Origin of the sequence: Hansschlegelia sp. KR7-227 (assembly GCF_049446035.1) — a bacterium.
Classification (GTDB): Bacteria; Pseudomonadota; Alphaproteobacteria; order Rhizobiales; family Methylopilaceae; genus Methylopila.
Genome location: NZ_JBMSEA010000001.1, coordinates 467,084 through 493,917, shown reverse-complemented (window position 1 = coordinate 493,917; position 26,834 = coordinate 467,084). Strand labels below are relative to the sequence as shown.

Below are 26,834 nucleotides of genomic sequence, written 5' to 3'. Positions count from 1 at the left end.
CGCCGCCGCGCTCGGATGGTCATCCCGCCCATTTCGTCCGGAGCGTCACGAGCTCCTCGGCAGAGCTTGGATGAAGCGCCATGGTCGCGTCGAAATCGGCCTTGGTCGCCCCCATCTTCACCGCGATCGCGGCGATCTGGACCATCTCGGCCGCGTCTTCGCCGACGATGTGGACGCCGAGCATCCGGTCAGTCTCGGCGTCGACGACGAGCTTCATCAGCACCTTGTCGTCGCGGCCCGACAGCGTCGCCTTCATCGGCCGGAAGCGGGTCTTGTAGATGTCGATCGCGCGGTCCGTCATCCGAGCTTCGGCCTCGGTCAGACCGACGGTCCCGATCTCGGGCGTCGAGAACACCGCCGTCGGGACGTTGGCGTGGTCGACGGTCGTCGGCTTCGATCCGAAGACGGTGTCGGCGAAGGCGTGACCTTCGCGGATGGCGACCGGAGTGAGGTTCAGCCTGTCGGTCACGTCGCCGATCGCGTAGATCGAGGGGACGTTGGTGCGCGACGTCGTATCGACCATGACGGCGCCGTTGTGGTCGCGCATCACGATCGTGTCGTCGAGCCCGAGGTCGTCGGTCAGAGGCGCGCGGCCGATCGCGAGCATCACCTCGTCGACCACAAGCTGCGCGCCCGCCTTGGTGCGGACCAGTTTGGAGCCGTCGGCGTCCGCTTCGACCCGCTCGATCTCGTCCTCCAGAAGCACCGCGACGCCGCGCTTCTCCAGCCCCATGCGCACTTCGTCGCGCAGATCGTCGTCGAAGCCGCGCAGCAGCTTGTCGCCGCGGTGGATCAGCGTGACCGCGGAGCCGAGGCCGGCGAAGATGCCGGCGAACTCGATCGCGATATAGCCCCCGCCCACGATCGCGATCCTTGATGGGAGCTTGGGCAGATCGAAGGCTTCGTTCGACGAGATCGTCAGCTCGGCGCCGGGGAAGTCGCCAGGGTTCGGGCCGCCGCCGGTCGCGATCAGGATCACGCGGGCGCTCAGCCGCGTGCCGTCCGCCAGCCGCACGGCGTTCTGCCCGTCCAGCCTGGCGCGCTGCCGGTGCACGACCACGCCGGCCTTGACGAGATTCGTCTCGTAGATCGCCGAAAGCCGCGCGATCTCCATGTCCTTCGCCGCGATCAGCTCCGGCCAGGAGAAGGTCGGCGTCCCGCCGATCGTCCAGCCGAAGCCGCGCGAATCCTCGAAGGCGTCGGGAAAGCGGCTGGCGTAAACCAGCAGCTTCTTCGGCACGCAGCCGCGGATCACGCAGGTGCCGCCGATCCGATACTCTTCCGCGATCGCGACCCTCGCGCCGTGGCCGGCCGCGATGCGCGCCGCGCGGACGCCGCCCGAGCCCGCGCCGATGACGAAAAGGTCGACGTCATAGTCCGCCATCGGACGGGCGCTCCTCGCGCTAGATCGGAAAAGCGCGCCGCATCCGAGGGTGGGCCGAGCGTGCGCTCATCGCCCCGCGGCGACGTTCATTGGGGTGAGGCGCGTCCGACGGCGGAGCGCCGCCGGAAGGCGCGGGTCACATGTCTTGGCCGCGCTTCTTCAACTCCTGGCGCACCCGCGTGATGATGTCCTGACTCATCTGGCGGCTCCAGACCTGCGTGCGGTCATAGCTCGCCTGCAGGATGCCGGGAAGCTGATCCACGAGCTTCGCGCCCGTGGGCGTCTTGTAGAAGGCCGTGATCTCTTCGAGCTCCTTCGCGGTGAAGCGCTGGGCGTAGACCGTCGCGATGTCGTTCATCAGCGCTTCGCGGCGCTTCTCGAACTCCGGCGTCAGCGTCGCCATCACGGCGTCGAGATCCTTGCTCAGCTCCGGTCGCGTACGGCTGAGCGTGCGCTTCGCTTCGTCCATGAAGATCGGCACGATGTTGTCGAGGCTCTGCTCCGCGCCCGACACCTTGAAGACCTCGCGCGCGGCGGCGAGCTGCTGCGCGTCGGGCGCCGGGGCCTGAGCATGCGCCGCGCCCATCTGGGCCATGGCGAACAAGGCCGCCGTCGCGGCGACGCGGCGTAGTCGCTGGCTGGACGTCATGCGATTCTCCTCGAAGCTTCCTCCGCCGGTCGGCTCGCCGGCTCGATCGTCTCCACCCCGTTCGGGCCGGCGACGATCGCGATATCGGCATAGCCGAGGAAGAGCCCGTGCTCCACCACCCCCGGAATTTCGCAGAGCGCGGCCGCGAGCGCCTTGGGGTCGTCGATACGGCCGAAATGGGCGTCGAGGATGTTGTGCCCGCTGTCGGTCACCACGGGGCACTCGTCCTCCGACCGGCGCAGCGTCACCTGGCCTTTGAGGCCGAGCCTCGCCGCCAGCGCTGCGATGGCGCGCACCGTCGCCTCCTTGCCGAAAGGCACGACCTCGACCGGCAGCGGAAAGGCGCCGAGCGTCTCAACCCGTTTGGAGGAGTCGACGATGACCAGCATGCGCGAACTGGCGTAGGCGACGATCTTCTCGCGCAGCAGCGCCGCTCCGCCGCCCTTGATGAGGTTGAGCTCCGCGTCGACCTCGTCCGCCCCGTCGATGGTGAGATCGAGCTCCGGCGTCTCCTTCAACGTGGTCAGCGGCACGCCGTGACGCTCCGCAAGTTCGCGCGTCGATTCGGAGGTTGGCACCCCTTTGACGTTGAGGCCCTCGGCTACCTTTTCGCCGAGCAGTTCGATGAAGATCGCGGCCGTCGATCCGGTGCCGAGGCCGAGCTTCATGCCCGGTTCGACATGCGCGAGCGCGGCCTTCGCCGCGGCGCGCTTCAGGTCGTCAGTGCTCAAGACGTTCCTTTCAGCCGGCGAGACCGGCGACGAGCAGATATTTGATGTCGACGAACTCGTCGACGCCGCGCTGCGAACCTTCGCGGCCATGACCGCTTTCCTTCACGCCCCCAAAGGGCGCGAGTTCGGTCGAAATCAGACCTGAATTGATGCCGACCATGCCGTATTCAAGGGCCTCCGCGACGCGGAATACCCGTCCCACGTCGCGCGCATAGAAGTACGCGGCGAGGCCGAACTCGGTGGCGTTGGCGTATTCGATCGCTTCTTCTTCGGTCTCGAAGCGAAACAGGGGCGCGACGGGGCCGAACGTCTCTTCGCGCGCGACCGCCATGTCTTGCGTGACGTCGGCGAGAACCGTGGGTTCGAAGAACGTGCCGCCCAAGGCGTGGCGCTTGCCGCCCACGACGATGCGCGCGCCCTTCTCCGCCGCGTCCGCGAGGTGGCGCTCGACCTTGTCGATCGCGTCGGGCGTGATCAGCGGGCCCTGCGTCACGCCGTCCTCGACGCCGTCGCCGACCTTCAGCTTGGCGACGGCCGCGACGAGCTTCTCGAGGAAGGCGTCGTACACCTTGGACTGCACGTAGATCCGGTTCGCGCAGACGCAGGTCTGGCCCATGTTGCGATATTTCGAGACCATCGCGCCTTCGACGGCGGCGTCGAGGTCGGCGTCGTCGAACACGATGAAGGGCGCGTTGCCGCCGAGCTCGAGCGCGACCCGCTTCACGCCGGACGCGGCCTGGCGCATCAGGATCTTGCCGACCTCGGTCGAGCCGGTGAAGGAGACGACGCGCACCGCCGGGTGGGTCGTGAACACCTTGCCGATCGACTCGGCGTCCTCGCCGGTCACCACCGAGAACACGCCCTTCGGGACGCCGGCCTCGTCGGCGAGCTTGGCGAGCGCAAGAGCAGTCAGCGGCGTCTCCATGGCGGGCTTCACCACGAAGGTGCAGCCGACCGCCAACGCAGGCGCGCATTTGCGGGTGATCATGGCCGCCGGGAAGTTCCACGGCGTGATCGCCGCGACCACGCCCGCGGGCTGCCGCAGCACGAGGATCCGGGCGTCGGCCCGATGCGTCGGCAGGGTGTCGCCGCCGACGCGCTTGGCCTCCTCGGCGTAGAACTCGACGAAGGAAGCGGCGTAGGCGATCTCGCCCTTGGCTTCCGCGAGCGGCTTGCCCTGCTCGCGCGTCATGATCAGGGCGAGGTCGTCGGCGTTGGCGATGATCAACTCATACCAGCGCCGAAGGATCGCCGAACGTTCCTTGGGCAGCTTCGCCGCCCAGGGCTTGAATGCCCGCTCGGCGGCCTCGATCGCCGCCGTCGCGGCGTCCGCGCCGAGGTTGGGCACGCGGCCGACGACCGCGCCGGTCGCAGGGTTGGTCACATTCTCCGACGGCTCGCCGACGAAGACGCCGTCGATATAGGCCCGCTCGACGAACAGGGAGGGGGCGTTGAGACCATCCATGCGACGGAGGCTCCTCTCTGAGAAGGCCGCGGTCTAGCATGGCCCGGACGCACGGCGCCAGACCCGCCTCCCCGGCCGGACAACAGCCTTTGGGTTCAGCCGCGCACGAGCCAGACGATGAGCAGGCCGAGCGCGGCCGCAGCCACGCCGAGCCCGCGCAGCGTCCCTTCGGGCGTCGCGATCATGTTGCTCGCCGCCTTTTTGGCGGCGCCAGGCGCCGCCGCGAACATCAGCCCTTCGATCACGCAGACCAGGCCGAGCGCGGCGACGAAGTCGCTCATCTCGCGAGCGGCGCGCCCGGCTGCGGCTGCGGCTGCGGCTGCGGCGTGACGCCCGACGGCTGCTCGAAGTAGCGGAAGAACGGGCTGTCGGGCGCGAGGATCAGACGGGTGCCGCTCTTCAGGCTCTGCTCATAGGCCTGCATCGATCGATAGAACGAGAAGAACTCCTGGTCCGATCGGTAGGCGTCCGCGAGCAGCCGGGTCTTCTCGGCGTCGCCCTGACCGCGCAGCACTTCGGCGTCGCGGTTCGCTTCGGCGACGATGACCTGCGCGTCGCGATCCGAGCGGGCGCGGATGCCCTGCGCCTGCTCGGCGCCGCGGGCGCGGATCTGGGCCGCCTCCTGCGCGCGCTCGGACTGCATGCGCTCGAACACCGCCTTGGAGTTCTGGTCGGGCAGATCCGCGCGCCGAATGCGGACGTCGACGATCGTAATGCCGAAACGGTCGGTCTCCCGGTTCGCCTGATCGCGGATGCGGGCCATGATCTGATCGCGGCGGTCGCGCACGATCTGCTGGAAGTTGTTCGAGCGGATCGCCTCGAGCAGCGCGTCGGTCAGCACGTTTGTGAGCCGGGCGTTGGCCTGCTCGACGGTCCCGACCGCCTGCCGGAACCTCAGCGGATTGGTGATCTTGTAGCGAGAGAAGGCGTCGACCACGAGGCGCTTCTGGTCGTTCGTGGTCGCCTCGCGCTCAGGCATGTCGAGGTCGAGGATGCGCTTGTCGATGCGGGTCACGCTCTCGATGAAGGGCATCTTCACGTGCAGTCCGGGCTCGGTCACGGTCGCGACCGGTTGGCCGAGGCGCAGCACGATGACCTGCTCGGTCTGGTTCACCTGGTAGAAGGCGCTGTAGGCGACGAAGAGCGCGGCGAGCGCGAGCGCTCCAAAGAGACCTCCGAAGACGCGGTTCACTGGGAGGCTCCCGCCGACTGGCCGGAACGCTGCGGCTGCTGCCCGCGTCCCTGGCCCTGCATCTGGTCAAGCGGCAGGAAAGGCACGACGCCCTGCCCGCCGGCCTTCGGATCGATGATCACCTTGTCCACGCCTCCGAACACCCGTTCCATCGTCTCGAGGAACAGGCGCTGGCGGGTGATGTCCGGCGACTTCTTGTATTCGGTGACGATCTGCGAGAAGCGCGAGGCCTGACCCTGCGCCTCGGCGACGGTCGAAGCCTTGAAGCCCTCGGCCGCCTGTATCGCCTGGGTCGCGCGGCCGCGCGCTTCGGGCACCACCCGGTTCGCGTAGGCCTGCGCCTCGTTGGTCAGGCGGATGCGGTCGGCCTGGGCCACCTGCACCTCGCGGAAGGCGCTGAGGACTTCGCCCGGAGGCGCGATCTTCTGAAGCTGGACCTGAGTGATGTCGACGCCGGAGCGATAGCTGTCGAGCGTCTTCTGCATGAGCTCGCGCACCGCCGCGGCGGTGACGGCCGCGGGCTGGACCTCCTCCTGAGGACGCACCGGCTCGACGGCGGGAGCTCCCGGCGCCGGCGTGGGCGCCGCGACGTCCGTCTCCGGGGTCCCTTCGGTCAGGATCTGCTGCAGCCGGGAGCGGCCGACGACCTCGCGCATCGCGCTTTCCGCGACCGCCTTGATCGTGCTTTCGGGGTTCTGCAGATTGAACAGATAGTCCGCGGCGCCGCTCGGTCGCCCGGTGGCGCCGTCGGCGGGCTTGATCACCCACACCACGGAGAAATTGACGTCGACGATGTTCTCGTCGCCGGTCAGCATCAGGCTTTCCTGAGGCACTTCCCGACTGGACGTGCGGGCGCCGGCAGCGGCGCTTGTGCGCATGCCGACCTCGATCGAGTTCTGCGTCGTGACCTTGGGCGTCAGGACGGTCTGAATCGGATAAGGCAGATGGTAGTTCAGGCCTGACTGGGTCGTTTTGACGAATTTGCCGAACTGCATGACGACGCCTTCTTCGTCAGCTTCGACCCGATAGAAACCGGAAAGACCCCAGGCCACCGCCGCCACCACGGCGAGCGCCAGCACGCCGCGGCCGCCCCCGCCGCCGCCGGGGAGCACCGCCTTCAGACGTTCCTGGCCGCGTCGCAGGAGCTCTTCCAAATCCGGAGGAGTCGGACCCTGCTGCTGGGGCCCCTGCCCCCACGGTCCGCCCGGATTGTTGCGCCAGGGGCCACCGCCGCCGCCGCCACTCTGGTTGCTCCAGGGCATCGATACTCCTTAGCAGCTTTCGCGCGGCGCCCGCGCACACCCCGTCGGGGGCGCAGCGGATATAAGCGTCGCCCTCTCGGCCTACAACGCGAAGCGTCGCCGTCGATGACGCTCGTGGCGCCCCGGCGCGGAGCCGTCAACCACCAAACGGCGCCCGATCGATCACGTCCCGCTCAGGCGCTCCGCACGCGGACGAGATCCCGGAAGGTGAAGGCGTGGTCGTCACGTCCCCCGGCGACATGCTCCTCGCGGAAGGTCTCCCGCCATTGGGAGGCGTCGAACTCCGGGAACAGCACGTCGCCCTCGGGCCACGCGTCGACCTCGGTCAGGTGCATTCGCGACGCCTTCGGGATCGTGAGCGCGTAGATCTCACCGCCACCCGCCGACACGATCTCGTCGGCGTCCATCTCCTCGGCCAGGGCCTCGGCGAGGCCAAGGGCGTCGGCGAGCGTGTGCGCCACATGGACGTTCGGCTCCTTGAACGCGCGGTCGCGGGTCATCACGATCGTCTCGCGGCCCGGCAGCGCGCGACCGATCGCTTCGTGATTGCGCCGGCCGACGATCAGCGGCTTGCCGAGCGTGATCGCCTTGAAGCGCTTGAGGTCGCTCGACAGCCGCCACGGCATGTCGTTGTCGCGGCCGATCACCCTGTTCTTCGCGACGGCCGCCACGATCGCGATAGGAACGCTCACTCGACGACGCGTCCCCGAAGGCAGAGCGGGTTCCAGAGCGCCTGGACCGTGCGCGTCTCATCCGCGCCGAGCGTCTCGATCGCGGCGTCGCCCGCATTGTAGCGGTAGACGAACCGTACGAGAGACGGCTTGTCGCGCCCGATATAGATGGTGGCCTGGCCGCAGACGGCCTCGTCCTTGCCGTTGGTGCGGCGCCGGAAATTCTCGAAGCCGAACCGCGCCGGCTGGCCGGCGAAGTGGCTCTTCAGCTTCTCGCGCAGCGCCTGTTCGGTCTGCGTGAAGATTTCGCCCGTGCTTTGCGCCGAGGCCCCCACGACGCCCGCCGCCATCACCGCGGCCGACAGGGCCGCAACCGTCCTGAAACCCATCGCCGTCCTCGTCCTCGTCCCCAGGCGCGCCGCGACGCGCGTCATCCGTGACCCCTTGAGTCGCGCGAGCGCGGCTCCGTTCCACGCGATACACCGTCCAGCCGTCCGTCGCTACGACTCATGGCCTCTACTGGACCGTCGGGGCGCGCCCGCTTTTCGCTCCGGAGGCGCTCACACCGCGATCGGCGCCCTGATCGGCGGATGCGGCTCGTAGCCCTCGAAGGCGACGTCCTCATAGGCGACGTCGAACAGGGAACGCCGCGCCGGATCGAGGCGCAGCGTCGGCAGCGGCCTGGGCTCGCGACCGAGCTGCTCGCGGGCCTGGTCGACATGGTTCAGATAGAGATGCGCGTCGCCGAAGGTGTGGACGAAATCCCCGACGCCGAGATCGGCGTCGCGCGCGACGAGATGCGTCAGCAACGCATAGGACGCGATGTTGAAGGGCACGCCCAGGAAGACGTCCGCCGATCGCTGATAGAGCTGGCACGACAGCCGGCCGTCCGACACGAAGAACTGGAACAGGCAGTGGCACGGCGCGAGCGCCATCGCCGGCAGATCGGCGGGGTTCCACGCCGACACGATCAGCCGCCGCGACGACGGGTTGCGCTTCAGTTCGGCCAGCACCTCGGCGAACTGGTCGATCACCCGGCCGTCCGGCGCCGCCCAGGAGCGCCATTGCTTGCCGTAGACGGGGCCGAGATCGCCGTTCGCGTCCGCCCACTCGTCCCAGATCGTGACGCCGTTCTCCTTGAGATAGCGGACATTGGTGTCGCCGCGCAGGAACCAGATGAGTTCGTGGACGATGGACTTCAGGTGCAGCCGCTTCGTCGTGACGAGCGGAAAGCCTTGCGTCAGATCGAACCGCAGTTGGGCCCCGAAAACGGACAGCGTGCCGGTGCCGGTCCGGTCCTCCTTGCGGACGCCGTGATCGAGGATGCGGCGCAGGAGGTCGAGATAGATCTGCATATCGGTCCTTCAGAACGCATGCCGCAGTCTAACCCGGGCGCGCCGTGCGCGCGCGGCCGGACCGCCATGATGCACAGCCTCGCGATGGTCGCTTGATAACGCATCTGTGATGCAAAGGACTGAGCGTCACGGTTTGGACTGGCGTTATACCAATTCAAGCGATCCAAAGGAGGTCCGATGCCGTCGCGCATCGCAATCGCCGCATTGCTCGCGGCCCTGTCGCCAGCGCCAGCGTTTTGCGCCGCGGGGCACGGCGCGTCGACGACGATCAGCCGCCAGCAGGCGCTCGAGCTCGCGCGGAAGCAGGGCATGGCCACCATCTACGAGATGGAGCTCGAGCAAGGACGCTGGGCCCTGGACGGCAACGCGGCCGACGGGCGCCATATCGAGCTCGACCTGGACGCCCGCACGGGCGAGATCATCCAGATCAAGCGCCACTGACCTGGAACGCCGCCTGCGCCTGCCCCTTTCGGTTCGGCTCCTGATCGCTTATATTCCGAGCGCCGGAGATATCCGGCTATGGCGATAAACGGCCGCCGCAATAAACCCTTCGGACCCGGGGGCAGTACCCGGCGCCTCCACCAAAGCCTGCGATCGTGGCGCAGGTTTCGGCGGGGGCGAAACAGGATCGACGGGGGCGTAAAGGGCGGACTTTTGCTCGGTATTGTTCCGCCGTTATCGGGCTTTTCTATAGTTGCCAACGACAACTATGCTTCGGTTGCGCAGGCCGCGTGAGCGGTTTGTAAAACCACGCCTAAAGTCCTGATGGTCTAGCAGCTATCGGGCGGGGTTCGGAGGTACCTGGCAACAGAAACCTCCACTTCCTTCCAACCTGATTCTTCGTCACGTCGGCCGGATCGCCTCGCATCCGCCGTGAAGCGCGCGCGTATTGATGGGACCTGTTCGGAGAGGGCCGATGTTCACTCGCCGCATGCTGTTCGCATTCGTCGCGGCGGCGGTCCTCGCGGCCGGTCCGGCGCGCGCGTCGCAGCCCTTCGACCCGGCGGCTTTCGCCGCGGCCAAGGCCGCCGGCGGGATCGTCGTGGTCCATGTCGCCGCGCCCTGGTGTCCGATCTGCCGCGCGCAGAAGCCGATCCTCGCCAAGCTCGCCGCCCAACCGCGCTTCGGGGACCCCGCGATCTTCGAAATCGACTTCGACAATGACAAGCCGTCCGTCCGCAGCGTCGGCGCGCGGCTGCAGAGCACGCTGATCGTCTACAAAGGCGAGCGCGAGGTCGGCCGCACCGTGGGCGACCGCGAGGAAGGCTGGATCGAGGAGCTGTTCGAAAAGGCGCTCGCCGCCCCTGCGGCGCCCCGATGATCGCGCTTTCGTGCGCGACGAGCGGTCGCGATGTTTTCCGCCCGCCGAATCCCACTATGTAGCCTGTATGAGCAGCGTTCCGCCCGCCCCGCCCCCGGCCGAAGATTTCATGCGCTACGATCTGCTGACGCAGAAGGCGTTGCGCGGGGTCGTCCGCGACGTGCTGTCCCGCGTCGCCCGCGAGGGCACGCCGGGCGAACATCACTTCTACATCTCGTTCCGGACCACCGATCCGGACGTGCGCCTCTCGACGCGCCTGCGGGAGCGCTACCCCGCCGAGATGACGATCGTGCTCCAGCACCAGTTCTGGGACCTCGAAGTCACCGAGGACCGCTTCGAGGTCGGCCTGTCCTTCGGGAACGTGCCGGAGCGGCTCGTGGTGCCGTTCGCCTCGATCGTTGGGTTCTTCGATCCCTCCGTCCAGTTCGGCCTGAAATTCGACAACCCCGAAACCGGGGATGAGGAGCAGGAGCTCGCGCCCCCGGACCCTGCGAAGGCGGACGATGGGCCGCCGGAGGCTGCGGCGCCCGAGGAGAGCGCGCCCCCGGAGGGCGGCGCCCAGGTCGTCAGTCTGGACAAGTTCCGGAAGAAGTGACGCCGCCGGCCCCGGTCGTGACGGGCGTCGGGATCGCGTGCTAGGGAGCGCTCGCGCGGCAAACGGCCGCGTGTCCGTGGACCCAGATGCGAAAGCCATCGAGATGACCGAGACCCGCACCGAGACCGACAGCTTCGGACCTCTCGAGGTCTCCTCCGATCGCTATTGGGGCGCCCAGACTCAACGCTCGCTGCAGAACTTCAAGATCGGCGGCGAGACGATGCCGAAGCCGCTGATCCGCGCGCTCGGCGTGATCAAGCGCTCGGCGGCCCTGGTCAACAAGGAGTTCGGCGATCTCGCGCCCGACCTCGCCGACGCCATCGCCTCCGCGGCCCAGGAGGTGATCGACGGCAAGCTCGACGATCATTTCCCGCTCGTCGTCTGGCAGACCGGCTCGGGCACCCAGTCGAACATGAACGCCAACGAGGTCGTCTCGAACCGCGCGATCGAGCGCCTCGGCGGCGTGATGGGCTCGAAGACGCCGATCCACCCGAACGACCACGTCAACATGAGCCAGTCGTCGAACGATACGTTTCCGACGGCCATGCACATCGCGGCCGCGGAAGAGATCGAGAACCGCCTGCTGCCCGCCCTCGCTCACCTTGAACAGGCGCTCGACGCCAAGGCGAAGGCGTTCGAGCACATCATCAAGATCGGCCGCACCCACACCCAGGACGCGACGCCGCTCACGCTCGGGCAGGAGTTCTCCGGCTATGTCGCGCAGGTGCGTCTCGGCGCCGAGCGCGTGCGCGACAGCCTCAAGCACCTCTATCCGCTCGCTCAGGGCGGCACCGCGGTCGGCACCGGCATCAACGCCCGGGTCGGCTTCGCCGAGAACTTCGCGGCGAAGGTCGCCGAGATTACAGGGCTGCCCTTCGTCACCGCGCCGAACAAGTTCGAAGCGCTCGCCGCTCACGACGCCTATGTCTACGCCCACGGCGCGCTCAACGCGCTCGCCGCCGGCCTGTTCAAGATCGCGAACGACATCCGCTTTCTCGGCTCCGGGCCGCGCTCCGGCCTCGGCGAGCTGAAGCTGCCGGAAAACGAACCGGGCTCGTCGATCATGCCCGGCAAGGTCAACCCGACCCAGTGCGAGGCGCTCACGATGGTGTGCGCCCAGGTGTTCGGGAACCATACGACCGTCACCTTCGCCGGCAGCCAGGGGCACTTCGAGCTCAACGTGTTCAAGCCGGTGCTCGCCTACGCCATGCTCCAGTCGATCCGCATCCTCGGCGACGCCGCCGTCAGCTTTGCGGACAATTGCGTGGTCGGCATCGAGGCGGACGAGATCCGGATCGCCGACCTGATGAGCCGCTCGCTCATGCTCGTGACCGCGCTTGCCCCGACCATCGGCTACGACAACGCCACCAAGGTCGCGAAGACCGCGCACAAGAACGGAACCACCCTGCGCGAGGAGGCGGTCAGGCTCGGTTTCGTCTCGGCGGAGGATTTCGACCGGATCGTGCGACCTGAGACGATGATCCGACCGACGTAAAGGCGCGGGACGATCGCGCGTCGCGGAACCTCGATTTTCCCGGCGAGGGCGTGTACAAGTCTTTCGACATGTCTGAGATCGTCAACCTGCGGCACGCAAGGAAGCTTCGTGAACGCGCGAAGGCTGCGTCTCAGGCGGCGAAAAACCGGGCGCGCTTCGGGGCGCGCAAGGTGGACAAAGATCTCGAGGCGGCTCGCCAGGCGCAGGCGGAGCGGCGTATCGACGGTCATCGTCGCGAGAACGGGGGCGACGCGGACACATGAACGAACTTATGAAGACGGTCGCCATGGGCGATTCGGTCGAACCGACGTCGGCCGTGGCCGTGCGCACGCAAGGCGCCGAAGGCATCGTCGTGCAGGAGCTCCTGTCCGACGGCGAAGAGCCGTCGACGCAGGAGTTCAATCCGGACATCGTCAAACGGTCGATCGTGGTCTCCGGCCACAAAACCAGCGTAAGCCTTGAAGACGCGTTCTGGCACGCCCTGAAGGACATCGCGCGCGAGCGCGAGCAGTCGCTGCGGAGCTTGGTGGCGGAGATCGACGGCGGACGCCGTGGCGGCAATCTGTCGTCGGCGGTCAGGCTGTTCGTGCTCGACCATTACCGCCGCCGCGCCGGCGCTGCGCTGAGCGTAGCCGGCGTCTGAGCGCCGCGCGGTTTCGAGCAGCGACCACGGGCTCGTTCGCGCCGAGAGCAGGCGACGAACGGGGCGCCGCAGGGAATTCCAGCCGAACGTCAGGATATGAACGCGTCAGCGAGTCGCCGGGCTGAGGTCCAGCGGAGGTGACGTCGGAGGAAAGACGCCCGTCGGAGGTCGCGTGCGGTCAGTCGGCATGGCCGCAGCCCCGCCGGAGGAGTCGCCGAAGGCGCCGCCGAGCGGGCTCGGCCGTGGAGCGGCGGGGCGCGCGAGAGGCGGCGTGATGTCGAGCGCGGGCGGCAGGCCCGGCGACGACGGTTGCTCCGCCAGCGGTCGAAGGTCGAGTTCACGCCGTCGGCGAGCCTCCTCCGCCTTCAGCCGCGCTTCCTCGACTTTGCGCCGTTCGGCCTCCTCCTTCAAACGGGCTTCTTCGACCCGCTTGCGCTCCTCCTCCCGCGCCCGCTCCTCTTCGGCGCGCAGCCGCGCGAGCCGCGCCTTCTCGCGAAGCTCGGCCTCCATCGCTTCGATTCGCTTGGTCTCGCGTTCCACCGCCCGCACGGACAGCCAGCTCGTGAGGGACGTGGCGTCGATCCGGCGCTTCGGATCGGCCGCCGGCCCTTCGAAGGATATCCCGACCTGCGGAGCGTCGGGGCGGTTCGGCCCGAGCGTCAGGTCGGCGTCGAGCGTCAGGCGCGCGAGATCGAGCGCCACCGCGCCGCCGAGCCGGCCGCCTCCGTTTTCGGCGGTCACTGCGCCGGACCGGAGGATTCCTCCGGTCAAGGTGAAGGGCACTGCGACACGATCGAAGCTCAGGTCGCCGCCCGCGAGATCGCGGTCGAGAGCCTCGGACACCTTCATGGCGTCGAGCGCAAGCCCAGCCTCGATTCTCGGTTCGATCCGGTCGATCGCCGCAGGGTCCAGTCCGCGCAGCCTCCCGTCCCGGACGATGGCGGTTCCCGCGCCAGTCAGCGTCGCGGCGATGGCGGCGACGGTGCGGCCGATCCCTTGCGCCTCGACCTTCAGATCGAGGGCGCCTGTAAACGGCGGCGCGCCTCTGGCGCGGGAGGCAAGCTGCTCGGCGCGCGCGCCGGTCATGTCCGCCGTGAACGACACCGTGGCGTCAGAGTTGGACCGGCCGACCTTCATCGCGCCGGCGAGACGACCGCCGCCGAACGTCGCGGAGAAGTCTCCAACCTCGACCCCGTTGGGCTTCAGCGCGAGGGTGAAGCGGGCGTCATGCGCGATCTGCCCGGCGCCGAACGGGAGGGTGTCCGCGGTGACGTCGAGACGCCCGTTCAACCCGCGCGCGGGCGACGGGCCGAACGGCGCAGCCGGCCACACGGTCCTGCGCGACTGGGTTCCCGGCGCGAGCGCCTCGGGCGACAGCGCCAGCGCGACGAGGGCCGCGAACGGCGCTTCGTCCAGCGAGACGGCTCCCCAGAAGCCTTTCTGCGGATCATCGGGGATCGTCAGGCGGCCCGTGAGCTTTCGTCCGGCGACGACCCCAGACACCCCTTCGAAGCTCGCCTGATCCGCGGAGAACGACGCCTTGGCGGAAAGCGACGCGGGCAAAGGCGGCGTCACCCCCGGCGTCAGCCGCCCGAGCGCCTCCCCGAGCGCGGCCAGATCCTCCGCCTGCGCCGTCAGGTCGCCGGACGCAGACACGCCGACGATCGGCGCGACCGCCAGCGCTCCGCGGCCCGCGATCTCGAGGCCGAACGCCTTGAGGCGGCCCTCTCCCTGCATGCCGCGCGCGGGCGCCCCTGCCAGCTTGATCGCGATCTCGCCTCCCTTCGCGGTTGCGAGAGGGCTGAGCTCGACGCCCATCAGCGCCGCAAGACGGCGGCCGTCGGACGTGGCCAGCCTGACGTCGACGTCCGCCTCGGCGTCGAGCGAGACGGCGGTCGCGGACGCCCGGGCGTCGAGCGTTCCGCCGGCCGCATCACCTTTGACGGCGATCCTGCGCCCGTCGCGCCCGGCCGAGAGCTCCACCGCGAGCTTCAGGGGCGCCAGCGCCCCGGCCCGCGCGGCGAAGGCCGCGAGCGCCGCCTCCGGCGCCCCGGCGCTCCGCGCCAGCGTGACGAGCGGCTCGACCCGGCGCGCCGCGACGTCGAAGGTGAGCCGTCCCTCGGGTCCGTCCGGCCCCGACGCGATCCGTCCGGCGCCGCTCAGAGCGGCGCCCTCGGCGTCCGCGACCGTGAGGAGCTTCACGTCGAGCCCGCTATCGTCGAGCGATCCGTCGATCGAGACGCCGTTCATGCGCACCCCGCCGAAGACGAGGGCTTTGGCGTCGAGCGCCAGCAGCACGTCGGTCGAACCCGCGCCCCTCAGGGCGCCCGCGACCAGGCGATCGACGCCGAGCGCGTCGAGATCGATGCGGTCGGCTTCGAGCGCCGCCTCGAGGCTTGCGCGCTCGCCTCCGCCGGCCGCGCGCCATGAGAGACGGCCGCTCGATCGCGCGCCGTCGGTGACTAGAACGGCGTTTTCGATCGCGACGGAGTCGGGGCGGGCCCGGACGTCGCCTTTCACGGCGAAACTGCGCACCGGCGCGCCGCCGGGCTCCTGGCCGCCGGCGAGCCAGCGGCGAAAGCCATTGACGTCCTCGGAGGCGAAGTCGACCTGGCCTGCGAAGCCCGGCCCGGTGTCCGCGAAAGCGAGAGCGCCCGAAGCTTTTACGGTCGTGCCGGCGGGCAGCGCGGCGGAAGCGCGCTCGATCCGCCAGCCGCCCTCCGAGGCGACGAGAACCGTCGAGAGATCCTGCACGACGTCCCCCGCGAGCACGAGGCCGCGCACGCCGAGCGCCAGTCGCCCATCGAGGGTCGGCCGCAGCGCCGCCGGGAACAGATCGGCGAGAGCTGAGACCAGATCGCCGGGCGTCGCAGCGCGCGAGCCGCCGATCATGCGGTCGACGTCGATCTGGCGCGTGTCGAGCGCAAGGTCGAAGCGCGGCTTCGCTCCGAGCGTGACCGAGCCGCGGCCGCTGAGGCGCACGCCGCTGTCGTCCGGTCCGTAGGACGCGTCGAGCTCTTCGACGCCGACGCGCGCGGCGTCCACCTTCACCTTGCCGGCGATCCGCCAGGGCTTGGCGTCCGAGCGCTCGTCGCGGCGCGGGGCGGGCCGCGTCAGCACGGCCGCGCCCTCGAAGCTCGGGCGCGGGCCAAGCTTCAGCGCGCCGTCGAGATCGAAGGTTTCCGGCCGTGCGTCCGGCGCGACGCTGAGCTTGACCCGGATCTGGCCGGATGGGTCGGTCCTGCCGGTGGACAGCCGGACGGCGCCGCGCCTGCCGGCGGCGCCGGCGGCCCCCTCGAATCGGAACGGCCCGGCGAGCGAGCCCGCCTCCGCGATCCCGTCGATGCGCTCGACCGTGAGCGGCCCTGCGGCCGTGAGCGCCACAAGGGCGCCGTCGACGATCTCGGCCCGGTCGAACGAGATGCGGTCCGCGTCGGTCTTGCGGGCTGCGGCCGAGAACGGCGTCCCGACCGAGCCGTCCGGAGCGACGGCGAGCGTCAGCCGCGGCCGCACGGCCTTGACGCGCTCGCCCTTGAACTCGCCGCGAAGCAGCGCGCCGAAGGACAGGGTGATCTCGACCTCGGCCACGCTCAGCCGGCGCTGGCCGTCGCCGGCGGTCAGGTCGCGGAAACGGAGATAGGGGCTCGGCAGCAGCCGCGCGTCGACCGCGCCCGCCACTTTGACCGGCACGCCGAGCAGCGCGCTCGCCTGCGTGGCGAAGTCGTCGCGATAGGCGTTCCAGTTGATGAAGTAGGGGCCGATCAGCGCCGTCAGCAGCGCGAGGACGAGCGCCAGCCCCAACCCGGTCAGAAAGTTGTTCAAGGCGTCAGTCCGGCCGATCCAAGCGCGAATCTGCGCGTCAGCCGAAGACGCCGGCCGGCGCGCTGCGAAATGTCAGGTGCGGCGGGCTCGCGCGCCGCGGCCTCGCCGTCGCGGCAGTATACGGATGCCGGCGGGCTACGGAACGACGATCTTGCCGGGGTTCATGATGTTGTCGGGATCGAGCGCCCGCTTGATCGCCCGCATCGTCTCGAGCGCGACCGCCCCGTGCTCGGCCTCGAGATAGCCCATCTTGGCCTGGCCCACCCCGTGTTCGCCGGAGCAGGCGCCGCCGAAGGCCAGCGCGCGCTCCACGAGCCGCGCGACGAAGGCCTTGCAGCGCTCGACCTCGCTCGCGTCGCCGAGATCGATCAGAAGCTGGCAGTGGAAGTTGCCGTCGCCGACATGGCCGACGATCGGCGAGATCAGTCCCGACGCGGCGATGTCGGCCTGCGTCTCGCCGAGGCAGCGCGCCAACGCCGAGATCGGCACGCAGACGTCGGTGACGACGAGCCGCGTTCCCGGCCGCATCGCCCCCGCCGCCCAGAAGCTGTCGTGCCGGGCCTGCCAGAGTCGCGACCGGTCCTCCGCCTTCGTCGCCCACTCGAACGGACCGCCGCCATTCTCGGCCGCGATCTCGGCGAAGCGCGGGGACTGCTCGCGCACGGAGGCGTCCGAGCCGTGAAACTCGACGAACAAGGTCGGAACTTCAGCTAGCGACAGTTTCGAATACGCGTTGCAGGCGCGGATCTGGACCTCGTCGATCAGTTCGATCCGCGCCACCGGCAGGCCCGACTGGATCGTGGCGATGGTGGCGTCGCAGGCGGAGGCGACGCTCGGAAACGGACAGACCCCGGCCGCGACCGCCTCGGGAAGGCCGTGCAGACGCAGCGTCACCTCGGTGATGACGCCGAGCGTGCCCTCGGAGCCGACCAGCAGCCGGGTGAGGTCGTAGCCGGACGCCGATTTCCGCGCTCGCCCGCCGGTCCGCACGATTTCGCCGGACGCCAGCACCGCAGTCAGGCCGAGCACGTTCTCCTTCATGGTGCCGTAGCGCACGGCGTTGGTGCCGGAGGCGCGGGTCGCGGCCATGCCGCCGATCGAGGCGTCGGCGCCGGGGTCGATCGGGAAGAACAGCCCGGTGTCGCGCAGGTGCTCGTTCAGCCGCTTGCGCGTCACGCCCGCCTGGACCGTGACGTCGAGATCCTCGGCGTGGACCTCCACCACGTCGGTCATCTCCTCGGTCGACAGGGAGACGCCGCCGAACGGCGCGTTGACATGGCCTTCGAGGGATGAGCCGACCCCGTAGGGGATCACCGGCACGCCCCAGCGCGCGCATATGCGCACGATCTCCGCGACCTCTTCCGTCGAATGCGGGAACACGACGGCGTCCGGCGGCTGCGGGGCGATCCAGGTCAGGGTGTGGGCGTGCTGCTCGCGGACCGCCGCGGACGTCGTGAAACGCCGACCGAATCTCTCCGCGAGGGCCGCAAGCGCGCTGTCGAGCGCGGTGCCCAGGGGGCGGCTCCGGGATGGCGCGGCGGTTGGCATGCGGCGACTCGGCGACAAGGTGGCTCGGGCGCGTTCAAACACGCGTGGCCCGGCGCGAAACTAGCAGAGTTTCGCGTCGTCGCCCCGTTGGCTAAATCAGCGACGCTTTCGCCGATTCCTCCCGGAGCCAGCATTTTGACAGCCGACGCCTTCGTTACGCCGCCGCTCAAGATCGAGCCGTGGTTCCTCGACTATAACGGCCACGTCAATATGGCCTACCATGTCGTCCTGGCCGACGAGGCCCTCGACATCGCCTTCACGCCGTTCAAGGGCGGCGCCGGCTACGTCGAACGGCGCGGAATGACGACCTTCGCCGGCGAGATGCATGTGCGCTATCTCCGCGAGATCGCGATGGGCGACGTGATCCGCGGACGCGTCTTGATGGTCTCGAGCGACGCCAAGCGGGCGGTCTGGGCGATCGAACTCGTCCGAGGCGACGGCGAGGTCGCGACGACCGTCGAGGGAGTCTCGCTGTCGGTGTCGATCGAGACCCGGCGCGTGGCCCCGTGGCCGGACGACGTCAGGGCCCGGATCTGCGCCGCGGTCGAACGCGACTCGGCGGCCGTCGGCCGCCTGGATTGGCTCGGCCGTCAGGTGTCGATGAGCCGGAACTGACGCGAAAACGCCCCGCGCGTTTCCGCGCGGGGCGTCGTCACCCGAAGGTGGCGATCGTTACTCGACGACCTCCACGACCTTCCGGTCGCTGTCGACGATGTAGCGCTTCTTGTTTACGACCGTGTAGCTGTAGTCGGAGTCCGGGACGCGGTGGACCTCCACTGTCGAAGGCAGCGGTTTGCCGACGACGACCTCGCCGTCATAGGCGACGGACGGCGCATCCTCTTCAACCACGTACTGCCGGACCTTCTTCGGCGGGGCGATGGCCGTGCCGACCACCCCTCCCGCCACGGCGCCGGCCGCGGCCCCGACAGGGCCGCCGACCACAGCGCCGGTGGCCGCGCCGCCTGCGACGCCCGCCGCCGTGCCTTCCTGGGCATATGAGGCCGTCGGCGCCGCGAGGCCGAGAGCCACTACGAGTGCGATCATGCTGGAGCGCATGTGACATCCTCCAGTTTTGGCCGCCCGCGGGAAAAACAGCCAACGCTGCGGATGGTTCCACCCAGCCTGCCCCGTGGGGGCGTCTGGGCGTCGGTCAGATCGTATCCTGACAGGTTTCCTAAATTGATCGTCGATGGTTAAATTCGAGAGGAACCTTTAACCTGCTGCGCCTGCGTTCTCATCGCGCTGATGGTTAACCACTACTCTAAAATTCGTCGATTGATTCAACGGCTTCTTAAGCGGTGCGTGCGATAACGCGACGCAGGGGGATGCATCCGCCCTCCGGACAGTGGCGACGACATGCGGCATGGCTCAATCTTGAAGGCGATGGGGGCGTCGGCCCAGCGCTTCGCCACGCGCCTCGCGCGTCGCACCGAGGGCGCCACGGCGATCGAATTCGCGGTCGTGGCCGTGCCGTTCTTCGGCTTCATGCTGCTCATCATCCAGGTCGGTCTTTACCATTTCAGCCTTCAGTCGCTCGACTTCGCGACGCGCACCGCCGGCCGGAAGATCATGACCGGACAGGTCTCGACGGCGATCACCTCCGCGGGGGCGTTCAAGACGCAATTGCTCTGTCCCAACGTTCTGTGGGGCCTCTCCTGCGAAAAGCTGATCGTGAACGCCTATCGCGTGACGAAAAGCTCGGACGCCGGCACGTCGAGCGGCGTCTACGCCTTCATCAACGCCCAGCAGAAAGCGATGAACGCGCCGGAGGCGGACCCGAAGCAGCAGAGTTTCTGCCTCGGCGCGCCGGGCGATTACATCTTTCTCGACGTCGCCTACCCCTATCCGAACTTTCTCGGGGCCCTGCTCAAGGCCGACGCGGACGCGACGACGCTGATGCGCTCGACGACCTTCGTCTTCAACGAGCCCTTCAAAACGGCGAGCGCGTCCGGCAAATGCTGAGCGACCCCAAGCCTTCTCCGACCGCACGCTTCGGCCGCCGCGCGGCCGGTCTGGCCCGGCGCTTCTCCCGCGCGCGGAGCGGCGTGTCGGCCGTCGAGTTCGCCCTCCTCGCGCCCATCCTGGTGACCATGCTGGGCGGCGCCGTGGAGATGAGCGGAGCGATCACCGCGGCGAACCGAGCGACTTACGTCGCCGACTCCCTCGCCGAAATGGTGTCGCGCGTCGACCATACGATCACGGCGACCGAGATGAAGAACTTCGCGGTCGCCGCCTCGCTGGTCGACCCGGACATCGTTCGCTACGCCAAGGAATCCGGCAAGGACCTCGAGAAGTCCTTCAAGGTTACGGTCACGAGCGTTCAGTTCGACAAGAAGGTGGCGTCCTGCCAGAGCGGCTGCTCGTATGACGCGAAGACCGTGTTCAGCTACAGCCTGAACGGCGTGGCGCGCTCCTGCGGCAAGCTGGCTCCGGCGACCGGCGAATCGTCGAGCGCGGACGGGCTGCCCGCGGACGTCTACGGCCCCGGCTCGCTGGTGATGGTCGAAGTCGAGACCTTCTACATGCCGGTCATGCCGATCCGCCTTTCCGAGACGATCTCGTTCAAGCGCTCGGCCTACTTCCGCCCGCGCTACCTCTCCCGCATCAATTACGAAAACAACTGTCCGGGTTACTGAGCAACCTCCACCAATGGTCGCCGCGACATCGCGCGAACCAGCATCGGACGAAACGAGATGACGATGCTTCGAAACGCCCGCCCCAGCCTGCCGCGGCGCCTCGCGTCCGACAGGCGCGGCAACGTCGCCATGATGTTCGGGCTCATGGTCCTGCCCATGCTCGGCGCGGTCGGTCTCGCGATCGACTTCGGGACCATCATGACAGCCCGCACCAAGGCGCAGATGGCGGCCGACGCCGCCGCCCTGCAAGCCTCCGGCGTGGTCCGCGAACTCATCAAGGACAGCGACGGCAGCGACGCGTCGACCACGGCGGCGATCGCCGAAGGCAAGCGGCGCGGCGACCTGCTGTTCAAGGCGCACGCGGACAAGGCGTCGCTGAAGGACTACACGATCGACACCGTCGTCAAGCGCGACGGACAGAACATCACCGCGACGGCGAATTTCACAGTCCGCACAGCGACCTATCTCGCGACGCTGTTCAGCAAGGAAAGCTTCACCGCCGCCGGCGACGCGGTGTCCTCGAGCTCGCTGCCGGCCTATTCGGACGTCTACTTCGCGCTGGATATCTCCCAATCGATGGGGATCGCCGCGAACCAGTCCGAGATGATCCGCATGTACAATGCGGAGGCGAAAACGAAGACGGGCTTCCAGCAGACCAAATGCGTGTTCGGGTGTCATGCGGTGGAAGGCGATTACAAAGAGTCCTTCATGGATACGGCCGTCCGCAACAACATAACGCTTCGCATCGACGTCCTTCGCAATGCGACGAAGAGCATCATCCAGACGGCGCGGACGGATTCGGAAGCCGCTAAGATCTACCGAATCGCCCTCTACACGATGCACATGAAGGCCGACGGCAGGACCCCCGAGTTGAAGGCGCTTTCGAACATCGAGAGCAGCCTGACTTCGACCGCAAATGCGGCCGACCGCATCACGCTCGGCGTCAGCAAAGGAAATGACTACAACGACACCTTCATCGACGAGCAACTAGCGACGCTCGCTCCGATCGTCGGTAAGTCCCAGGACGGCTCCAGCCAGAAAAAGTCCAAAAAATACGTCTTCATCGTCACCGATGGCGTGCGGGACGTGCCCTCTCCGCGAAGATCGCCTGCCGAATGCAAGCAATACAGCAACCGATGCACCGGCCCGATCTCGACGGCGTCGTGTCAGGCCATGCGCGACAACGACGTGACGGTCGGCGTGCTCTATACGACCTATGTTCCGATACGACCGATCGATCCTAAGGAAGACGACTGGTACCAGCTTCAGGTCGTCAACACCGGAGCGAAAGAGAAGGCGCCCCAGGCCTTGCAGCAATGCGCCTCGCCCGGCTGGTTCTTCGAAGCCACAGACGACGTCCAGCTCAAGGCCGCGATGGCGAAGATGTTCGAGCAGACGACGCAGGCGCCGACGCTCACGAACTGAACGCCGGCCCAGCCGATCGCGACGCCCGCCGAGACCCCTCCGGCGGGCGTTTTTGCGTTCAGCGCGGCGACGGCGCCAGCGCCGGCGGCCGGGCGGCGCGCTCCCGGCCTCGCAATTCATCCTCCGCGGCGCCATTTTGCAGCGCTAGTCCGGGCGTCCGAATCGCCAGCGCGTCCCGCGCGCGCCGGAGCCCCGCGGAGCCACATCGCCTTTGTCCGACTTCGACCTTCGCGACGACGACCTCGTCCCCTCCCCGCGCCCCGGCGGCATCGCCGCGCGGGCGGCGGCGGTCGCGCGCTCGGGCGGCCCGGATTATCTCGCCGGGCTCAACCCCGAGCAGCGCGAGGCCGTCGAGACGCTGGACGGGCCGCTTCTGGTGCTCGCCGGGGCCGGCACCGGCAAGACCCGCGTGCTCACCACCCGCATCGCCCACATCCTCGCGCTCGGAAAGGCGCGGCCCTTCGAGATCCTCGCGGTCACCTTCACCAACAAGGCCGCTCGCGAGATGCGCGAGCGGGTCGGCCATCTGCTGGGCGCCGCGGCCGAGGGCATGCAGTGGCTGGGCACGTTCCACTCGATCGGCACCCGCATCCTGCGCCGCCACGCCGAGCTGGTCGGGCTGCAGTCGAGCTTCACCATCCTCGACACCGACGACCAGATCCGCCTGCTGAAGCAGGTGCTGTCGGCGGAGAACATCGACGACAAGCGCTGGCCGGCGCGCCAGCTCGCCTTCGCGATCGACGGCTGGAAGAACCGGGCGCTCGCGCCCAAAGACGTGCCGGCCGGCGAGGGACAGGCCTACGCCAACGGCCGCGGCGCCGAGCTCTACGCGCTGTATCAGGCCCGCCTGAAACAGCTGAACGCCGCCGATTTCGGGGACCTGCTGCTGGAGGCGATCCGCCTGTTCCGCGAGCATCCGGACGTGCTGGCGCAGTATCACCGCCGCTTCCGCTACATGCTGGTCGACGAGTACCAGGACACCAACGTCGCGCAGTATCTGTGGCTCCGGCTGCTGGCGCAGGGTTCGAAGAACCTCGCCTGCGTCGGCGACGACGACCAGTCGATCTACGGCTGGCGCGGCGCCGAGGTCGAGAACATCCTGCGCTTCGACAAGGATTTCCCGGGCGCGAAAGTGGTGCGGCTCGAACGCAATTACCGCTCGACGGGCCACATCCTCAACGCCGCGTCGCATCTGATCGCGAAGAACGAAGGCCGGCTCGGCAAGACGCTCAGGCCGCAGACCGAGCTCGGCGAGAAGGTGACCGTCGCCGGCGCGTGGGATTCCGGCGAGGAGGCGCGGGCGATCGGCGACGAGATCGAGGCGCTGCAGTCGAAGGGCTGCAAGCTCGACGACATGGCGATCCTGGTGCGCGCCTCGTTCCAGATGCGCGAGTTCGAGGAACGCTTCGTCACGCTCGGCCTGCCCTACCGCGTGATCGGCGGCCCGCGCTTCTACGAGCGCGCCGAGATCCGCGACGCCATGGCCTATCTGCGGGTCGTCGCGAGCCCCGCCGACGCGCTCGCCTTCGAGCGAATCGTCAACACGCCGAAGCGGGGCTTAGGCGACGTCGCGCTGAAGCAGATCACCGAGCGCGCCCGCGCGGAGGAGATCACGCTGCCCGAAGCCGCCCGTCGGCTGTGCGACGCGGGCGGGCTCAGCGCGAAGCCGCGCGCGGCGCTGAAGCAGCTCGTGCTGTCCTTCGACCGGTGGTCGGGCCTGGTCGACAAGGTCCCGCAGACCGAGCTCGCCGAGATCGTGCTGGAGGAGAGCGGCTACACCGACATGTGGTCGAAGGACCGCACGGCCGAGGCTCAGGGACGGCTCGAGAACCTGAAGGAGCTGGTGCGCTCCATGGAGCCGTTCGAGAATCTGCGCGGCTTCCTCGAGCATGTCTCGCTCGTCATGGACGTCGAGGGCGCGCGGGGCGAGGACGCCGTCACCATCATGACGCTGCACGGCGCGAAGGGGCTGGAATACGACACCGTCTTTCTTCCCGGCTGGGAAGAAGGTCTGTTCCCGCACCAGCGCTCGCTCGACGAGAACGGCCGCGCCGGCCTCGAGGAGGAGCGGCGCCTGGCTTATGTCGGCCTCACCCGCGCGCGCCGCCGGGCCAAGGTGTGGTTCGCATCGAACCGCCGCATCCACGGGCTGTGGCAATCCTCCGCGCCGTCGCGCTTCCTCGACGAACTGCCGGAAGCCGACGTCGACGTGCTCGAGGCGCCGGTCGCCTATGGCGGCCGGGCGCAGGGCGTGGGCGGGGCCTACGGGGCGAGTCGCTTCGACCGGGCGGAGCCTTTCGCCTCGACCTACGAGACCCCGGGATGGCGGCGCGCGCAGGAGCGCGGGACTGCGCCCTCCCCCGGCCCCGGCGCCCGCCGCGGCGGGCCGATGACGATCGAGGGCGAGCTCGTCGCCTCCTCCGCCGCGAAGTCGGGCTACGCGCGGGGCGCACGCGTGTTCCACCAGAAATTCGGCAACGGCACGGTGGTCGCCGTCGACGGCAACAAGCTCACGGTCGCCTTCGACAAGGCCGGCGAGAAGCGCGTGCTCGACGGGTTCGTGCAGGCGGCGTGACGCCTTGCCGCCGATCCAAATCGGCCCTTCATTCCTCTACGCGGGGCGCTTCGGCGTCCCATATGCCGGACACCTGACACGAGGGATCGACCATGCAGCCGCTTTGGACGGAGGACGCGAGCCGCGCGATCGGCGAGATCGCGCGCCGCAACGGGTTCGGCGAGGGCGCCGGCCTTGCGATGGCCGAGGCGCTCGCCGCGAGCGCCGGCTCGATGGCGCAGTTCCATCATTCCGACCTCGGCGGCATGGGCCAGTGGTCCCGCGGCGGGATGCTGATGATTGGCGACATGTTCAACAGCAGCCTGAAGGCCCGCGTCGGGGCGCTGGCCGACGATCTCGCGGACGCGATGGCGCGCGGGGCGATCGTCGCGCGGCGTCCGGCCGATGGCGAAAACTCGTCCGGGTTCGGGCAGTGGTGGCCGGAGGAGCTCGGCTCGCCATCCTCTACCGGCGCGCAGAACGGACGGCGCTACGCCGTGTTCCCGGCGGAGCGCCGCCTCGCTGTGGAGCGTGACGGACGGGTCGTCCTCTACGACACCGGCGATCACCGCATCGGCGGCGCGTCCCAGCAGCAGGGCGGGCATTCGACACTGAGCTTCTCGACCGACCGCGGCTCGATCGGCGTCGAGGATCTGAGGGAGGTCGGCGTCGCCGACAGCGCCGCGCCTGAGGCCGAGCCTGCGCGGACGCAGCCCGCGCCCGACTGGGCGACGCCTGCGCCGACGACCGAGACGCCGCGGGACGCTGCGCCGGCCTATCCTTACGCCCCGGAGCCGCGCGAGGCCTCCTCCCCATCGCCCGCGAGCGGCGCAGAGGGCGCCGATCCCGTCGAACTCATCCGCAAGCTCGCCGCGCTGAAAGACGCCGGCGTGCTGACGGAGCAGGAGTTTCAGGCGAAGAAGACCGAGTTGCTGGCGCGCATCTGAGGACGGTCCGTCCGCGACCGGGCGACCCGGCCGGCGGCGCCCGCCGGCGAGCGGAGCGTCCCGCCGCCGATCGGTCGTTCCCCTTTGCGCGCGCAGCCGCTATGGGTCCCGCGCCCCGAGGCGTGGGGCGGAGTTCGAATCTCCCGCGCCGCCGTCTGGATTCTCGAAGCCGATGCCAACCCCCCTCGTCCGCCTGCGCCTCGACGAAGCGACCGCGAAACGCGTCGCCGACGTGCTCGAGGACGTCTTCGCCTTCGGGGAAGTCTCGATCTCAGCCTTCGAGACTTCGAAGGACGATTGGACGGTCGAAATCTTCGGCGGCCCCGAGACTCCCGTCGAGGAGCTCGCGCAGGGCGTGAGGGAGGCGCTCGGTCCCGAGGCGACCGGCGTGGTCGAGGCGGTGACGATCGACGAGGCCGACTGGATCGCGAAGAGCCTCGAGGGGCTGAAGCCGGTGCCCGCCGGCCGGTTCGTGGTCCACGGCGCGCATGACCGCGACAAGATCCCTCCGGATGTCATCGGCATCGAGATCGAGGCGGCGCTCGCCTTCGGGACCGGTCATCACGGCACCACGCGCGGCTGCCTGCTCGCGATCGACGAGCTGCTCGGCGAGCGGCGCTTCGAGCGCGTGCTGGACCTCGGCTCCGGCACCGGCGTGCTCGCGATCGCGATCGCGCTTGCGCAGAAGGCGCCGGCGCTGGCGACCGACATCGACGAAGTCTCCGCCCGGATCGCGCAGGAGAACGCCGAGGCGAACGGCGCGGGCTCGTTCGTGCAGTCCGTCCATGCGACCGGTTTCGATCACCCCGTCTTCGCCGATCGCGGCCCGTTCGATCTGATCGTCGCGAACATTCTCGCGGGACCGCTGGTCGACCTCGCTCCCGAGGTCGCGGCTCATCTCGCGGATGGCGGCCGCGTGGTGCTCTCCGGCCTGATGAACGCCGAGGAGGACCGCGTCCGGCAGGCTTACGCGGCGCAAGGCCTGAACGTGCTCGACGCGAAGCGGCTGGAAGGCTGGTCGACGCTGACGCTCGCCAGATAGGTCGTCATGGTCCGGCTTGACCGGACCATCCATCTCGGGCGTAGAGGGTCCACGGTCCATGATGGGTTCTCCGGTCAAGCCGGAGGACGACGGCGAG

Annotated in this window: 26 protein-coding genes and 1 other RNA gene; 14 read left to right on the top strand and 13 right to left on the bottom strand. The window is 68.9% G+C overall.

From position 1 onward, the window contains the following. Positions 1-19: 19 nt before the first annotated feature. The 10 genes from gor to ACO2RJ_RS02185 all read right to left on the bottom strand — a co-directional run bounded on the left by gor (position 20) and on the right by ACO2RJ_RS02185 (position 8,709). On the bottom strand, positions 20-1,384 hold the full coding sequence (gene gor, locus ACO2RJ_RS02230; protein ID WP_423266382.1) for a glutathione-disulfide reductase: 1,365 nt from the start codon (positions 1,382-1,384) through the stop codon (positions 20-22). 136 nt (positions 1,385-1,520) lie between these two features. Then, positions 1,521-2,033, bottom strand: a complete 513-nt coding sequence (locus ACO2RJ_RS02225) for a DUF2059 domain-containing protein (RefSeq protein ID WP_423266381.1) — start codon at positions 2,031-2,033, stop codon at positions 1,521-1,523. Further along, positions 2,030-2,764 carry a ribose-5-phosphate isomerase RpiA gene (gene rpiA, locus ACO2RJ_RS02220; protein WP_423266380.1) on the bottom strand — a complete coding sequence of 245 codons (735 nt, stop codon included), beginning with the start codon at positions 2,762-2,764 and terminating at the stop codon, positions 2,030-2,032. The genes ACO2RJ_RS02225 and rpiA overlap by 4 nt, the downstream gene beginning before the upstream one ends. A 10-nt stretch (positions 2,765-2,774) precedes the next feature. Then, positions 2,775-4,229 carry an NAD-dependent succinate-semialdehyde dehydrogenase gene (locus tag ACO2RJ_RS02215; RefSeq protein ID WP_423266379.1) on the bottom strand — a complete coding sequence of 485 codons (1,455 nt, stop codon included), beginning with the start codon at positions 4,227-4,229 and terminating at the stop codon, positions 2,775-2,777. A 95-nt stretch (positions 4,230-4,324) separates the two neighbouring features. Further along, positions 4,325-4,510, bottom strand: coding sequence for a DUF2065 domain-containing protein (locus ACO2RJ_RS02210; RefSeq protein ID WP_423266378.1), 186 nt, complete (start codon positions 4,508-4,510; stop codon positions 4,325-4,327). Further along, entirely contained in the window at positions 4,507-5,421 is a 915-nt protein-coding gene (gene hflC, locus ACO2RJ_RS02205) for a protease modulator HflC (protein WP_423266377.1), read from the bottom strand. The genes ACO2RJ_RS02210 and hflC overlap by 4 nt, the downstream gene beginning before the upstream one ends. Beyond that, positions 5,418-6,683: a protease modulator HflK gene (hflK, locus tag ACO2RJ_RS02200; RefSeq protein WP_423266376.1), complete on the bottom strand. Its 1,266-nt coding sequence runs from the start codon at positions 6,681-6,683 to the stop codon at positions 5,418-5,420. Before hflK ends, hflC begins: the two co-directional genes overlap by 4 nt. Before the next feature lie 173 nt (positions 6,684-6,856). After that, positions 6,857-7,375, bottom strand: coding sequence for a dihydrofolate reductase (locus ACO2RJ_RS02195; protein ID WP_423266375.1), 519 nt, complete (start codon positions 7,373-7,375; stop codon positions 6,857-6,859). Continuing rightward, a complete protein-coding gene (locus ACO2RJ_RS02190; RefSeq protein ID WP_423266374.1) occupies positions 7,372-7,743 on the bottom strand; it encodes a hypothetical protein in 372 nt (123 codons plus the stop codon). The genes ACO2RJ_RS02195 and ACO2RJ_RS02190 overlap by 4 nt, the downstream gene beginning before the upstream one ends. A gap of 171 nt (positions 7,744-7,914) precedes the next feature. Continuing rightward, on the bottom strand, positions 7,915-8,709 hold the full coding sequence (locus tag ACO2RJ_RS02185; protein ID WP_423266373.1) for a thymidylate synthase: 795 nt from the start codon (positions 8,707-8,709) through the stop codon (positions 7,915-7,917). 177 nt (positions 8,710-8,886) lie between these two features. Between ACO2RJ_RS02185 and ACO2RJ_RS02180 the strand changes: the two genes are divergently transcribed. The 7 genes from ACO2RJ_RS02180 (at position 8,887) to ACO2RJ_RS02150 (ending at position 12,763) form a co-directional block, all read left to right on the top strand. Further along, positions 8,887-9,150, top strand: coding sequence for a PepSY domain-containing protein (locus tag ACO2RJ_RS02180; RefSeq protein WP_423266372.1), 264 nt, complete (start codon positions 8,887-8,889; stop codon positions 9,148-9,150). A 22-nt stretch (positions 9,151-9,172) separates the two neighbouring features. After that, positions 9,173-9,531, top strand: a transfer-messenger RNA (tmRNA) gene (gene ssrA, locus ACO2RJ_RS02175). 94 nt (positions 9,532-9,625) lie between these two features. Further along, positions 9,626-10,030 carry a thioredoxin family protein gene (locus ACO2RJ_RS02170; RefSeq protein ID WP_423266371.1) on the top strand — a complete coding sequence of 135 codons (405 nt, stop codon included), beginning with the start codon at positions 9,626-9,628 and terminating at the stop codon, positions 10,028-10,030. 109 nt (positions 10,031-10,139) lie between these two features. Further along, on the top strand, positions 10,140-10,625 hold the full coding sequence (locus ACO2RJ_RS02165; RefSeq protein WP_423266370.1) for an SspB family protein: 486 nt from the start codon (positions 10,140-10,142) through the stop codon (positions 10,623-10,625). Between the two features lie 103 nt (positions 10,626-10,728). Continuing rightward, positions 10,729-12,120, top strand: a complete 1,392-nt coding sequence (gene fumC / locus ACO2RJ_RS02160) for a class II fumarate hydratase (protein ID WP_423266369.1) — start codon at positions 10,729-10,731, stop codon at positions 12,118-12,120. 50 nt (positions 12,121-12,170) lie between these two features. Beyond that, the gene (locus ACO2RJ_RS02155) at positions 12,171-12,383 is read left to right on the top strand and encodes a DUF4169 family protein (protein ID WP_423266368.1); all 213 of its coding nucleotides are present in this window, start codon (positions 12,171-12,173) and stop codon (positions 12,381-12,383) included. Positions 12,384-12,529: 146 nt separating this feature from the next. Then, a complete protein-coding gene (locus ACO2RJ_RS02150) occupies positions 12,530-12,763 on the top strand; it encodes a ribbon-helix-helix domain-containing protein (protein WP_423268888.1) in 234 nt (77 codons plus the stop codon). 105 nt (positions 12,764-12,868) lie between these two features. Here the strand turns inward: ACO2RJ_RS02150 and ACO2RJ_RS02145 are convergent, their stop codons facing one another. Both ACO2RJ_RS02145 and ACO2RJ_RS02140 read right to left on the bottom strand, forming a co-directional pair. Beyond that, positions 12,869-16,585: an AsmA-like C-terminal region-containing protein gene (locus ACO2RJ_RS02145; protein ID WP_423266367.1), complete on the bottom strand. Its 3,717-nt coding sequence runs from the start codon at positions 16,583-16,585 to the stop codon at positions 12,869-12,871. Positions 16,586-16,720: 135 nt separating this feature from the next. Then, positions 16,721-18,133 carry an FAD-binding oxidoreductase gene (locus tag ACO2RJ_RS02140; protein WP_423266366.1) on the bottom strand — a complete coding sequence of 471 codons (1,413 nt, stop codon included), beginning with the start codon at positions 18,131-18,133 and terminating at the stop codon, positions 16,721-16,723. A gap of 135 nt (positions 18,134-18,268) precedes the next feature. Between ACO2RJ_RS02140 and ACO2RJ_RS02135 the strand changes: the two genes are divergently transcribed. Beyond that, a complete protein-coding gene (locus ACO2RJ_RS02135) occupies positions 18,269-18,748 on the top strand; it encodes a thioesterase family protein (RefSeq protein ID WP_423266365.1) in 480 nt (159 codons plus the stop codon). A 57-nt stretch (positions 18,749-18,805) separates the two neighbouring features. Here ACO2RJ_RS02135 and ACO2RJ_RS02130 read toward each other — a convergent pair whose 3' ends face one another. Further along, on the bottom strand, positions 18,806-19,177 hold the full coding sequence (locus ACO2RJ_RS02130) for a DUF1236 domain-containing protein (protein ID WP_423266364.1): 372 nt from the start codon (positions 19,175-19,177) through the stop codon (positions 18,806-18,808). 312 nt (positions 19,178-19,489) lie between these two features. Here ACO2RJ_RS02130 and ACO2RJ_RS02125 point away from each other — a divergent pair, with 312 nt between their 5' ends. The 6 genes from ACO2RJ_RS02125 (at position 19,490) to ACO2RJ_RS02100 (ending at position 26,737) form a co-directional block, all read left to right on the top strand. After that, positions 19,490-20,095 carry a TadE/TadG family type IV pilus assembly protein gene (locus tag ACO2RJ_RS02125; protein ID WP_423266363.1) on the top strand — a complete coding sequence of 202 codons (606 nt, stop codon included), beginning with the start codon at positions 19,490-19,492 and terminating at the stop codon, positions 20,093-20,095. Positions 20,096-20,178: 83 nt separating this feature from the next. Beyond that, a complete protein-coding gene (locus tag ACO2RJ_RS02120) occupies positions 20,179-20,769 on the top strand; it encodes a TadE/TadG family type IV pilus assembly protein (protein WP_423266362.1) in 591 nt (196 codons plus the stop codon). A gap of 57 nt (positions 20,770-20,826) precedes the next feature. After that, positions 20,827-22,194 carry a TadE/TadG family type IV pilus assembly protein gene (locus ACO2RJ_RS02115; protein ID WP_423266361.1) on the top strand — a complete coding sequence of 456 codons (1,368 nt, stop codon included), beginning with the start codon at positions 20,827-20,829 and terminating at the stop codon, positions 22,192-22,194. 211 nt (positions 22,195-22,405) lie between these two features. Beyond that, positions 22,406-24,769, top strand: a complete 2,364-nt coding sequence (locus ACO2RJ_RS02110; protein WP_423266360.1) for an ATP-dependent helicase — start codon at positions 22,406-22,408, stop codon at positions 24,767-24,769. Positions 24,770-24,861: 92 nt separating this feature from the next. Further along, positions 24,862-25,695: an SHOCT domain-containing protein gene (locus tag ACO2RJ_RS02105; protein WP_423266359.1), complete on the top strand. Its 834-nt coding sequence runs from the start codon at positions 24,862-24,864 to the stop codon at positions 25,693-25,695. Positions 25,696-25,867: 172 nt separating this feature from the next. Continuing rightward, positions 25,868-26,737, top strand: a complete 870-nt coding sequence (locus tag ACO2RJ_RS02100; RefSeq protein WP_423266358.1) for a 50S ribosomal protein L11 methyltransferase — start codon at positions 25,868-25,870, stop codon at positions 26,735-26,737. Positions 26,738-26,834 lie beyond the last annotated feature (97 nt).